The sequence below is a fragment of the Pectobacterium parvum genome (assembly GCF_020971565.1).
Taxonomy (GTDB): domain Bacteria; phylum Pseudomonadota; class Gammaproteobacteria; order Enterobacterales; family Enterobacteriaceae; genus Pectobacterium; species Pectobacterium polare.
On sequence record NZ_CP087392.1, the window covers coordinates 2,894,626 to 2,907,574 of the forward strand.

At 51.3% G+C, this 12,949-nt stretch carries 10 protein-coding genes; 5 read left to right on the forward strand and 5 right to left on the reverse strand.

Translation table 11 applies throughout. The annotated features are described in order from the left end of the window. The first annotated feature begins 12 nt into the window (after positions 1-12). The 3 genes from fghA (at position 13) to LOZ86_RS13015 (ending at position 2,128) form a co-directional block, all read left to right on the forward strand. Positions 13-858 carry an S-formylglutathione hydrolase gene (gene fghA / locus LOZ86_RS13005; RefSeq protein ID WP_039485562.1) on the forward strand — a complete coding sequence of 282 codons (846 nt, stop codon included), beginning with the start codon at positions 13-15 and terminating at the stop codon, positions 856-858. Positions 859-1,057: 199 nt separating this feature from the next. After that, complete coding sequence (locus tag LOZ86_RS13010; protein WP_039485565.1) at positions 1,058-1,702, forward strand: glutathione S-transferase; 645 nt, start codon at positions 1,058-1,060, stop codon at positions 1,700-1,702. Between the two features lie 213 nt (positions 1,703-1,915). Then, a complete protein-coding gene (locus LOZ86_RS13015; protein ID WP_039275478.1) occupies positions 1,916-2,128 on the forward strand; it encodes a KTSC domain-containing protein in 213 nt (70 codons plus the stop codon). Between the two features lie 67 nt (positions 2,129-2,195). Here LOZ86_RS13015 and LOZ86_RS13020 read toward each other — a convergent pair whose 3' ends face one another. Continuing rightward, on the reverse strand, positions 2,196-3,284 hold the full coding sequence (locus LOZ86_RS13020; RefSeq protein WP_039485567.1) for an oxidoreductase: 1,089 nt from the start codon (positions 3,282-3,284) through the stop codon (positions 2,196-2,198). 266 nt (positions 3,285-3,550) lie between these two features. On the opposite strand from LOZ86_RS13020, the gene LOZ86_RS13025 reads away from it, so the two are divergent. Both LOZ86_RS13025 and LOZ86_RS13030 read left to right on the forward strand, forming a co-directional pair. Beyond that, positions 3,551-5,062 carry a sugar ABC transporter ATP-binding protein gene (locus tag LOZ86_RS13025; RefSeq protein ID WP_039485570.1) on the forward strand — a complete coding sequence of 504 codons (1,512 nt, stop codon included), beginning with the start codon at positions 3,551-3,553 and terminating at the stop codon, positions 5,060-5,062. Positions 5,063-5,133: 71 nt separating this feature from the next. Beyond that, positions 5,134-6,054, forward strand: a complete 921-nt coding sequence (locus LOZ86_RS13030; RefSeq protein WP_207193806.1) for an ABC transporter permease — start codon at positions 5,134-5,136, stop codon at positions 6,052-6,054. Positions 6,055-6,460: 406 nt separating this feature from the next. Here LOZ86_RS13030 and LOZ86_RS13035 read toward each other — a convergent pair whose 3' ends face one another. From LOZ86_RS13035 to yieE, 4 genes are all read right to left on the reverse strand, one after another. Next, positions 6,461-7,450, reverse strand: coding sequence for a 2-hydroxyacid dehydrogenase (locus LOZ86_RS13035; RefSeq protein ID WP_039485573.1), 990 nt, complete (start codon positions 7,448-7,450; stop codon positions 6,461-6,463). Between the two features lie 463 nt (positions 7,451-7,913). Then, complete coding sequence (locus LOZ86_RS13040) at positions 7,914-10,043, reverse strand: TonB-dependent receptor (protein ID WP_111778509.1); 2,130 nt, start codon at positions 10,041-10,043, stop codon at positions 7,914-7,916. A 313-nt stretch (positions 10,044-10,356) separates the two neighbouring features. Next, positions 10,357-11,832, reverse strand: a complete 1,476-nt coding sequence (locus tag LOZ86_RS13045) for an amino acid permease (RefSeq protein WP_039485579.1) — start codon at positions 11,830-11,832, stop codon at positions 10,357-10,359. Between the two features lie 135 nt (positions 11,833-11,967). Next, a complete protein-coding gene (gene yieE / locus LOZ86_RS13050) occupies positions 11,968-12,840 on the reverse strand; it encodes a DNA-binding transcriptional regulator YeiE (protein ID WP_039485583.1) in 873 nt (290 codons plus the stop codon). Between the last annotated feature and the right edge of the window lie 109 nt (positions 12,841-12,949).

A 12,949-nucleotide genomic window follows, 5' to 3' on the forward strand; every position in this document is an offset into this window, starting at 1 on the left:
GGCTGTACAGCGATGACTTCATCACTGGAACTGCTGGAAGAACACCGTATGTTTGGCGGCTGGCAACAGCGCTACCGCCATGTGTCAGAAACGCTGAACACATCGATGACGTTCAGCATTTATCTGCCACCAACACAGGATGACACGCCGCCGCCCGTGCTTTACTGGCTGTCTGGGCTAACCTGCAACGACGAAAACTTTACGACGAAAGCTGGTGCGCAGCGCGTTGCCTCCGAGCTGGGTCTGGTGCTGGTCATGCCGGACACCAGCCCGCGCGGCGATGGCGTCGCAGACGACGCAGGGTACGATCTGGGCCAGGGTGCAGGATTCTACGTGAATGCCACGCAGGCACCTTGGGCAGCACACTACCGGATGTATGACTACATCAGCAGCGAATTACCGGCACTGATCCAGCAGCATTTTAACGTGAACGGCCGTCAGTCCATCAGTGGACATTCGATGGGCGGGCACGGTGCGCTGATGCTGGCGCTACGCAACCCGGATCAATTTCTGTCTGCGTCAGCGTTCGCACCGATCGTTAACCCAAGTCAGGTTCCCTGGGGTCGCAAGGCGCTTACCGCCTACCTCGGCGAGGATGAAACGCAGTGGTTGCAGTATGATAGCTGCCATTTGCTGGCAAATAGCCAGAAGAAGCTGCCCATGTTGGTCGATCAGGGCGATTGCGATCAGTTCCTCCCCGATCAGCTGCAACCGGCGAAACTGGAAGCCCTGGCAAGCCAGTATGACTGGCCGTTGACGCTGCGGACACAGTCTGGCTATGACCATAGCTATTTCTTCATCGCCAGTTTCATCGAAGATCACCTGCGCTTCCACGCTCAGTATTTATTGGAAGAATAGGTGTTTACCGAATAGCGGTTGGCTTAAACAGCGCAACGAATAATGAGCTATGCTCATCTCGCTGATAACAGTACTCGGGGATGGATACCTACGGTTCCCGAGTGCTATTTCCCTTCTCTATTACAGCAAATCACAGTAAAAACGATCACACCTGCCCGTGCTGAATAACGGAACCAAGACAAACAAAAAGGAAACCTTGATGATACACGTTCATCACCTCGAGAAATCCCGTTCAACCCGCGCGACCTGGCTACTGGAAGAGCTGGGCGTTGACTATGAAATCATTCGCTACGCACGTGATCCAAAAACGTTTAGCGCCCCGGCATCACTTAAACAAATCCATCCGTTAGGGAAATCGCCAGTGATTACCGATGGCGAACTAACGATTGCCGAATCCGGGGCCATTGTGGAATACCTGATTGAGACTTACGGCAACGCCAGACTCCGCCCACAGAGCGGGCAAGCGCTGTTGGATTATCGCTTCTGGCTGCATTTCGCGGAAGGTTCCCTCATGCCGCTGCTGGTGATGCGTTTAGTCTTGGCGAAAACAGAATCCGCGCCGATGCCATTTTTCGTCCGCCCCATCGCACGCAAAATTGTGCAAAGCATCGAGCAGGCCTTTATTGTGCCGCGATTGACGACGCAACTTCAGTTCATCGAACAGCATTTGAGTAAACAAGACTGGTTTGCGGGAGAGTCGCTCAGCGGTGCCGATATCCAAATGGCCGTCCCGCTAGTTTTGGCGAAAACGCGTTTGGATTTCAGCCACTACCCGCACATCAAGCAATACATTGAGCGGATAGAAAGCCAGCCAGCGTTTCAGCGTGCTCTCGCTCAGGATTAACAATCCGATCGGGATATCACCTCATCATCAACAACAAACAAAGCGGGTCGATGGGCGACAGAGCAAGAATTCTGTGAGCGTTTACTGATTATTCATGAACTGATAACGATATGCTGCTGTTTACCCCCGATATATTTCGAGCTATAACACAATATAGCTAAAAAGGTGGTATACCGTCAGGATGCGGCATTGATACGTTGGGAGTGATTAATTTTGCAGAGAAAGCGAGTTTCATCAACAGAGTTGTTTTCAGTCGGATACGATGCAGAAAAAAGCCAGTTGGAAGTCGAACTGCTGAACGGGAGCATCTATCTCTACAGCGGCGTAGCACGCATGATTTATGAAGAGCTGATGGCAAGCAAAACGAAGTACCGTTACTACGCCAGCTTTATCAAAAATTCATTCCCCTACGAGAAAACGCAGTAGTTTTTGAAGATAAAGAATAGCCCTTAGGGCGGAGAATACTCTCCGCCCTTCTCTTTTTCCTACCCGCTTATTTTCCAGCAGATTCAACGGTGTTAAATGCCGCCAGCAAGACCTCTTCATTGAGCGTCAACGGCAGATAATGAATAGATTCTCCTGCCTGCAACGTGCGAGCAATAACTGCCTGAAGCGCGGCGCGATCGTGAATATCCACATCCAGCGCCGCCAGCGAGGTCGGCAAACCAAACGCCTTAAACGCTTCCTTCAACTGGAGCAACGTGTCGTTATCGCCCAGTAAAGCGCTTTGCACCAGAATGCCATAAGCCACCTTGGTGCCGTGCAGGAAGCGTTCAGTTTGTGGCAACACCGTTAAACCGTTATGCACCGCATGCGCTGCTGCCACGCGGGTATAGCGCTCACCCAACCCGCCAACCATGCCGCCACCGGCAATGATCGCATCGACGACATCCAGAAAATCCTGCGTCAATTCGCCACGCTCGACGGCTTCCAGCGCTGCCGCACTTTGTTGCAGCAACACATTGCGGATATCCAGCGCGGCCTGTAAGCCCAACCGAACAGAAAGCGGCAGCGTTTCCGGCTGAGGACTGAGAACGACGGCTTCATACCACTTCGCCAGCGTATCACCGACCCCAGCCAGCAGGTATTCCACCGGTGCCGCCAACATAATCCGCGGTTCAACCAGCAACAGATGGTTAGCATCAGTGAAAATCTCGAAGCGCAGCGCCTGCCCGGCATCGTTATACCACACGGACAGCGGCGTCCAGGCCGCACAGGTCGCTGCAATAGTCGGGATTGCCACCAGCGGCACGCCGATATGACGCGCGGCAACCTTCGCAGTATCCAGCACCGCCCCGCCACCGACACCGATGACGACCTGACATTCATCGCCCGCCTGCGCCACCAGTTTTGCGACTTCCCCTTCGCTACAATGCGCACCAAACTGCACGCGGCGGGCTGAAGGCGCATCGAATTCGGCCGGTAAATACGGTCGAGCCGCAGCAATCGCCCGCTCACCGTAGATCCACAGCGCGTTTTTCAGTACATCCGGTGGATAAAACTCCAGCAGCTTATCGATAGCGCTGGGGAAAGAGAAATAGTTAGCAGGGCCAACCTGTACGCGGACTGTCGTTGTGTGCATGTTTGAATCTTCCTCGCCGCGCCCTCTCTTGAGTACGGCTCTTATCTTATATTTGTCTGATAGATGAATCTGCTGCGCTACCCTATTGATAAACCCATCTTATTCACTTGCCTGCGCCAGCTTAAGAACTTTTTTATTTAATTTATGCCTTTTCGTTCATAGCCAATAACTCTCAAACACTTGAAGCTGTATTAAATTCTCTGGGATATGTGCTACCTTTCTTTTCCGTTATTTCATGACCCTGACCGCCAAGAGCGTTACCGACCATGATTCCTACCTCCCAAAGCCGACTGGAAATGCACAACATTTCCATCTCCTTTTCTGGTTTCCACGCCCTCAAGCAGGTTAATTTCACACTGGAAGGTGGTTCGATTCATGCCCTGACTGGCGCAAACGGCGCGGGTAAATCCACGCTAATGACGATCTTATCGGGCGCTTACGATCACTATCAGGGTGACATTCTGATTAATGGTAAGCAGGTCGATGTCCATTCACCGCGTGATGCCAAGCGATACGGCATTCATCTGGTGCAGCAGGAAGTCGATGTCGCGCTGGTCCCCACGTTGTCCGTGGCGGAAAACATTATGCTGGATACGCTGGCGCAGGACGGACATCTGCTGAGTTGGCCGCAGATTTATCGTCAGGCGCAGGCACTGCTTGACCAGCTTGGCGTCCATCTCAATGTTCGTCAACGGCTGGATACCTGCTCGCTCGCTGAGAAACAGCAAATTCTGCTCGCCCGCGCATTATCTCACGAATGTCGCTTCCTGATTCTGGATGAACCCACCGCCCCGCTGGATCAGGCCGAAAGCGCGCGCCTCTTCGAGGTGGTACGCCGTTTACAGGCCGATGGCATCGGGATTGTGTTTATTTCCCACCGTATTCATGAGCTGAGCGAAATCTGCGATACGTTGACTGTTCTGCGTGACGGCGAATTTGTCAGCAGCGGTGCGATGCAGGGGCTCAGTGGCGAAGAGATCGTAGAGAGAATGCTGGGGCACCGGCTTGACGATATCTTCCCACCGCGCCGAACGACGCCTGCCGCAGAGACGCTGCTTCAGGTCACCGGTTTGCACGACGAAACGCTGCTGCACAATATTTCGCTTACGCTGCGCAAAGGGGAAATTCTGGGTATTGCCGGGCTGGCTGGCGCGGGGAAAACCGAGCTGTGTAAAGCGCTGTTCGGCGCTGAACCCTGCCAGATCGCGCAGGGAGAATATCGCGGTAAACCCTGGCGACCGCATTCACCGCACCAGTCGGTTGAACAGGGGCTGGCGCTGGTTCCTGAAGAGCGGCGCAAAGAAGGCATTTTTATTGATGAGTCCGTCACCATGAATCTCAGTATCACTGCCACCGACAGCTTTTCCCGCTGGGGACTGTTCAGCCGTCGCAAGGCGTTGAACTGGGCAAAACAGATCGTTGAACGGCTGGCAGTTCGTACCACGGGTCCGGCGCAAAAGCTGGCGCGCCTGTCGGGCGGGAATCAGCAGAAAGTGGCTATCGGCAAGTGGCTACGCAGTGAAGCACAGGTTTTGATTTTTGACGAACCCACCAAAGGCGTTGATATCAAGGCCAAACAGGACTTGTTCACCCTGATTGATGGCCTCGCACGTCAGGGTAAAGGCATTATTTATGCGTCGGGCGAGTTCTCCGAACTTGTCGGGCTCTGCGATCGCATCTGCGTGCTATGGGACGGGCGCATTGTCGCAGAGTTAAATGCCGCTGAGATTGACGAAGAAACCCTACTTTTATATTCAACTGGAGGAACTCCCGCGTGAGTCACCCACTTTCATCTAACGGGGCGCTCCCCTTCCGTCACCACGTTTTCGAGTTTCTCTATAAGTGGGGCATGCTGATCACCGTCGTCGCGCTGATTGCCCTCTTCGGGCTGGCGTCGGAAAATTTTCTCGATCCATATAATATCATCAATATCCTGCGTTCTATCGCCATCGTTACGGTGATTGCCATTGGCGTCTCCATTTCGCTGTCTGTGGGCGGATTCGATCTTTCCGTAGGATCGACGGCCTCGCTGGCTAATGCGCTGGTTATCTCGCTTTTCGTCTGGCATGGATTCGGCACCACCGGAGCGATTGTCCTGACGCTGCTGCTGTGTACGCTGGTCGGGCTATTCAACGCCTTCCTCATCGTCGTGCTGAAGATTCCCGATATGCTGGCGACGCTCGCCAGCCTGTTCGTCATTCAGGGCGTAGCGATGACCTACAGCTATGGCGGTTCCATCACGCAGAACATGGTGCTGCCTAGCGGCGAAATGGCGGAAGGCGTCATTCCTGAATTCTTTGCCACGCTGGGTCAGGTGCCGGTCATTGTTGTCATCATGCTGGCGGTAACGGTACTGGTGCAGCTGTACCTATCCCTCACCAAGCACGGTCGACGGATGTATGCCATCGGCGGCAACCCAGAAGCCGCGCGGTTGGCGGGTATTCGCACGGCGCGTTATCGGGTGCAGGCATATGTGTTTTCTTCACTACTCGCAGCGCTGGGTGGGATCTTACTGGCATCGCGCATCGGCTCTTCGCAGGTCAATGCCGGGGGCGGCTATTTGATGGATGCCGTTGCCGCAGCCTACATCGGTTTCTCGCTGGCGGGATCCGGCAAGCCGAACGCGCTGGGTACGCTGCTCGGTGCCGTTATTCTTGGTGTCTTGCAGAATGGGCTGGTGATGCTCTCCGTGCCTTATTACGCGATGGATATCATCAAAGGTCTGGTTCTGGCACTCGCGCTGGCCATGACGTATATCCAGAAACGCTGATTTGCACTGACTTCCGCCCCGTTCACTCGAACTCGGGGCGGATTCACCATACAGCCCATCCCCCTTCCCTCATTGAATTGGTTTTTGCATCAACAAGTCGCACGGCATTCGTTCTATTATTTACTAACGTTATTATTAATAAATATTCCCTTATACAACAAAGAGGCGAATCAGCATAATCACAACGAATAACGTTTTCGCTTTAGGCCTGATGTGCGGCACTTTCATTCCCTCGTGGATATCTTTATTCCCTTGTGGATATAACGTACTTGACGCAGATAATCGATGACAAAAGGTTCAATCTGATAAAACGTTCAATTTTGATAATCAATTAAAATTGATGAATATCATCATTCCTCTGCCGGGCTATATTCCTTCATACTCGGCGAAATCAAATTACCTCTTATTATCGATGTCCGTTCTGCTGAGCATACTCATCAATATTTTCAATCGTCTTTTCCATCAACAGTTGCAGCGATGAGGCAGACGTCCAAGAGATATGCGGGGTAATCAGAAGATTAGGCAGGGTTTTCGCCGCAACCATTAATAGGTTGTCTTTTGCTGGCGGTTCCTGTGTCAGGCAGTCTAGCGCGGCACCGGCAATGGCGCGCTGCTGCAAGGCTTCTGCCAGTGCGTGCTCATCAATCAGCCCGCCTCTGGCGGTGTTAATAATAAACGCGGTGGGCTTACACAGGGCGAGCGTTTCCGCATTAATCAGATGCTGCGTGCTCTCATTCAGCGGGCAGTTGAGTGAAATCACATTCGCTAACCGCAGGACGTCTTCAAACGGCAGATACCCCGCGCGACACTGTGAGACACCTCTGCGCTCGGCAAAAATCACCTTCATTCCCAGCGCCTGCGCCAGCCGCGCGACTTCCCGCCCAATCGTACCCGCGCCGATGATACCCAGCGTCGCGCCTGCGATGTCCTTAACCGGATGATCAAAATAAGCAAATTGCGACTGGCTGGCCCAGCGGTCACTCAGTTGATCGCGATACCACGCCATCAGGCTGTGCTTTAGCGCAAAGATCATGGCGATCACGTGCTCGGATACGGCTTGCGTCGAGTAGCCCGGTACATTTTTGACCGTGATACCCCGTTCTTTAGCAGCAACAAGATCGATATTGTCGGTGCCTGTTGCCGTTACAGCAATCAGCTTCAACGCAGGCAACGCAGCCAAGGTGTCTCGCGTTAATAGGGCTTTATTCGTGATGATAACGTGGGTGTCTTTTGCTCGGGCGATAACGTGATCGGGCGAGGTATAGTTATATTCAACCCATTCATGGCGGCACTGTGGACGCCTAAAACTCGTCTTTTTCAGGAAAATGGTTTCAGGCAGTGAGCCTTTATCCAAAAAGGTAATTTTTAACATCATCGTGCCCTGGTTGCTATTCATACACTGATTTCCGCTTGCAGATATCAAAGGCTCCACAGTCGGCAATCACGACAGGTATTCTCATACAAAAATAATGAATTAAATTCTCTGTATGACACAAGACAACGAACGTATTAATAACGTTACACTTCCTGCCTCATTGGAAATCCATCACTCCGTAACGTGAAGCGTAGTCAGCATTAAAGCAATTAACAATACCTAATATAATGAATTTCATTCATCGACATTGTTAGCCACGATATTCAGAAATATCACAAAAACAATAAAATCTGCTGCTCACTGTTATCATGACACCGGCAAAGAGATAACCGTAATAGCAGGTCACAACGAAGCGTCGTTGTTAATCAGAAAGAATACATTCGTGAGAAAAACCGCAGAAGTGGTGCCATGTCGTTGGAGTGAGGAAGTAAGCGAGGGTCATAATGCCCCGGAACGAGCTGACCCATTCCGGGGAGGTGCTACATCAGAAGTTGACGTTTACCGATAGCCAGTAGTTACGACCTGGCATGACATAGCCCGTCGTAAAAGCACTGTTTCCAAAGTAATCACCAGCATAGTAAGTAGTGGAGCGACCATTTACGGTAGCGGTATAAGGATGCACATCTGAGAAGTCCTTATCCAGTAAATTGTTTACCGTACCATTCAATGTCACGTTTTTCGTGACTTTGTAAGACGCACCGAGATTCACAACAGTCCATGCTTTAAGATCGGTGCCACGATCGTTATATACCAGCTTTTGTGCATCATTCAGATTCGCATAATTGTCGGTAAAGCGAGGTGTTTTAGCGCGATATTCAGCGGCTAACCACGTATTCCACTGCTCATCGAGCTGCCAGTTCAAGCGGGCATTAGCCATATGCTTGGCCGTTGTCGTCAATGCCGCCCCCGGATTATTACCGCCAATCTGTTCGCTGTGCGTATAGGTGTAATTCAGGCCTAGAGTCAGTTCTGGTACAAATACCGGAAAGGATGTTGCAAGCTCAACGCCCTGTGTTCTGGCTTTACCAATGTTACGGAAACTTCCTACTGAAGGCGTAACCTCTACTGAGGAAATAGCATTCTTATAGTGGTTCACAAACCCCGTGATGTTGGCTTTTACGCTCGCATCATTCTCATAATACACACCGGTCTCAATGTTGGTACTTTCTTCCGGTTTCAGATTCGGATTACCAATGGTACTCGCTGCCCCATTCCTTCCCACACCACTGACGCCGTTATGCAACTGTGCAAGCGAAGGTACTTTGTATCCCGTGCTGACACCTCCTTTTACCGTCCAGTCATCCGCCACATTCCATACCAGATAAGCGCGTGGGCTGAGGTGTCCGCCAAAGCTATCGTGTTTTTCATAACGAGCACCCAGCGTCAGCGTTAGCGGATCGAGTAATTGCCAGTCATCTTCCGCATAGAGTGACCAGCTCTTCTGCTCAAATGTTTCACCCGTGTTAGCCAGCACAATGCCGTCTTTAACACGCGCATCCCAATATTGACCGCCAACAGTCAGCAGGTGGCTATCGCCAAGAGGGGAAACTAGGCTGGTATCGAATATCGTGTTGGTATTTTTCAGCTCGCGATCTTGGCCGGATAAACCCACGTTAGCGGGACTCAATACGCTAGGTGTTAGCACTCGACCTGTATTTTCAGTGACGGCATAAGACAGGTTGGAGCTCCACCGGCCAAACGACAAATCGGTATCATGCCCTATCGCCAGTTTATTACGCTCATAGCGAAGCTCATCACGATATCCGCCACCACCAACACCAACGGGCCCAAGCTGGCTGTTATAGTTATCGTAAGTCTGACGTGATACATCGCCGTCAACCCACAGGGTATTCGCATCACTGGTCTTCGCACTCAATTTAGCACCGACATTGTAGTTATCGGTTTTCGTCGGGAACGGTACTCGCGTATCACCACTATCGCTTAGTGACGTCACACTCGAGCCTTGACGGTGTTCAAGATTACCGCGCACCGCCAGACTTAATTTATCATTAGCCAATGGTCCGGAAGCATAGATCCCCAGCGTGGAGCCATCGCCCCATTTACGGTGTTCCTGCACAGAATGTGACAGGTTAACGTTGCCACGCCACTGTTTACTGTCTTTCTTGGTAATGATGTTAACCACACCACCGATCGCATCAGAACCATATAACGTCGACATTGGCCCGCGGATAACTTCAATACGCTCAATAGAGGCCAACGGCGGTATTACTGCTGTATTCATCGTCCCAAAGCCATTAGGCGTGATATCACCGCTGGCATTCTGACGCACACCATCAATCAGGATCAGGGTGTAACTGCTTGGCATACCACGAATGCTGATGTCCAATCCGCCAGTTTTTCCCGTGCCACTGCGCACATCTACGCCTTCTACCCCGCTCAGTGCTTCACCCAGATCGTGGTAACTTTTCTGAGAGAGCTCCTCCTCGCTGATGACAGAAATAGAGGCTGGCGCATTGGTCAGTTTCTTCTCATAACCACTGGCGGTGACCACCAGTACATCATTCTTATCTGCTGCTATCGCTGTGTTTGTTGCTGTTGCCACTAGAGCCAACGCCACTGCATTCTTGAGATTAATCAGAGAATTTCCTTTCATAATTCCTCGTTATTTTATTGATTTTTTTTGCAAGAAATAGTGTAAAGGAATGCATTTAAACGTAAATGATAAGTATTAGCATTTTGGTTTTCGTTTAACTACGGTTTATAAATGCCAGTTTTTCTCGGTATAAACAGACTCAACAGGAAGAGGAAGAAACAATCAGAAAGGTATGTACGGCAACAATAAAATTCAAAATATTTGATATAAAAATTAAGTTACTACGAATAAAAACGCCGCTGATAAAAATTTCATCAGCGGCGTGGAAATAAATGGCAAGGTAAAAAGCGGCTCTTAACCGCGTTCTTACGATTTAGTCTTTATGATCGGGGTACGTCATCTCTTGATACTTGATGAAGTGCGTTCCACGATACAGCTTGTAACCGAACCAAATCAGCAGGAACAGCGGAATACCGATGTACGTTGCCGTCACGCCATACCAGTCGATGTTATCTTCCAGAAACGCCTGATAGTTCTGCCCCAGCGTGATGATCAGACAGAGCACAAACGCGAAAATCGGCCCGAGCGGGAAGAAACGAGATTGATAAGGCAGACGATTCAGATCATGCCCTTGCATGACATAGCCACGACGGAAACGGTAATGGCTAATCGCGATCCCCAGCCAGGCAATAAAGCCAGTCATGCCGGAGGTATTCAACAGCCACAGATAAACCGTTTGGTTGCCATATAAAGAAGACAGGAAACACAGCGCCGCCACCACGGTGGTGGCGTACAGCGCATTACGCGGCACGCCGCCTTTTGACAGTCTGGCGAAAATGCGCGGCGCTTTACCTTCCGATGCCAGCGTAAACAGCATACGCGTAGAAGCATACATCCCGGAGTTACCCGCCGACAGCACCGCCGTCAGAATCACCGCATTCATGACCGCCGCAGCTGACAGCAGGCCCGCGTTCTCAAACACCAGCGTGAACGGGCTCACCGTAATGTCTTTGACATCATTACGCAGCAGGTTCGGATCGGTATACGGAATGATTAAGCTGATAATCAGAATCGCGAAGATGTAGAACAACAGAATGCGCCAGAAAACCTGACGGATGGCACGTGGAATGTTTTTGCTTGGCTCCTGCGATTCCCCAGCAGCGATACCGATCAGTTCCGTTCCCTGAAAAGAGAAGCCGACGATCATCGCCACACCAATCATGGCAGAGAAACCACCAGCAAAGGGCGCATCGCCAATTTCCCAATTGTGGAATCCCGCATTTTCCGCACCGCTCATGATGCCCGTAATCATCATCACGCCAACGGCAATGAAAACAACGACCGTGACCACTTTAATCAGTGAGAACCAGTACTCTGCTTCACCAAATCCTTTCACGGAAATGTAGTTAAGCAGGAACATCAGCGCCAGAAACAGCGCGCTCCAGATCCAGCCGGAGACGTCAGGGAACCAATATCCCATCACCAGTTGCGCCGCCACCAGATCAACCGCGATGGTCACCGCCCAGTTGTACCAGTAGTTCCAGCCCAGCGCGAAGCCGAACCCTTCTTCTACATAGCGGGAACCGTAGCTGGAGAACGAACCCGAAACCGGCATAAACGCCGCCAGCTCACCCAGACTGGTCATCAGGAAGTAAACCATCAGCCCAATCAGGGCATAAGACAGAAGTGCGCCACCCGGGCCTGCTTGTGAAACCGTCGCACCAGACGCGACAAATAACCCGGTGCCAATCGATCCGCCAATGGCGATCATCGTTAAATGCCGTGCTTTCAGTTCACGGCGCAGGGTCGGTGCGCCCTGTGTAGTTTGTTGAATATCGTGCTGAGCCATTGTTATCCTGCATGCTCGTGCTAAAAATCGAGGCGGGATTGTAGCAAATAGCGTTGTGCTGAATAGTTAAGATCGTCGAGTTATAAGAGAGGTTAATAACTCGAGCCCGATCATTAGCAGCAGAAAATATTTTCGCTATGCCGTTTCGCAGCAATAACTCAAGAAACGCTGTAGCACATTTGAAAGATGTTTCTGTCGGTGATGAACCAGATACAGCGTCCGCGTGAGTTTAGGCAACGGCACTTTCAACTCCACCAGCGAACCTGACGCTAACTGCTCGGCAATGACATGCCGCGACAGGCAGCTGATGCCAATCCCGTGGCGAACCGCATGCTTGATCGCCTCTGAATTACCTAACTCCATCACCAGATGGAAATGTGACAGGTGCGTCAGCAGCAGATGATCCAGCACTTCGCGCGTACCCGAGCCACGTTCACGCAGGATCCAGTGCGCATCCGCCAGCGCCGTTAATGAGGCAGAACCGCGGCTGAGCGGATGTTCGGGAGAACAAAACACCACCAGCTCATCTTCCAGCCAGGGCTGCGTAATCAAATCAGGGTGATGGCAAGGCCCTTCGATCAAGCCCAAATCGACACTGAATTCAGACACACGGGTGATCACATCTTTCGTATTACCAACATGCAGCTCCAGCGGAATGTCAGGGTAGTCATGACGATAGCGGGCAATCATCGCAGGCAATAAATAGTTGCCGATGGTGCTGCTGGCATACACACGTAGCGCCCCATTATCACGCCGGAACAGTTGCTCAATTTCCATCGACTGTTCAAGCAATGCTAACGCCTTGGGGTACAGCAGACGGCCGTGTTCATTAACCACCAGGCGTTTACCCACGCGGTCGAAAAGTTGAACCCCCAACTGCCCTTCTAAATCCGCCAGAGCCGCGCTGACAGCCGATTGAGACAAGGCAAGCACCACCGAGGCCTGTGTCGTTGAACCACTTTTCAGGACTTCGGCAAAGACTTCCAGTTGACGTAACGTGATATGCATAGTGCGCTCTTTATCTGAAATACTTATAGGTTATAAATATATAATCAATTTCTCTTTTAATCTCGTGGATTATAAGCTGGCTTCTCAATTTTCGGTACGGTCAGAATAG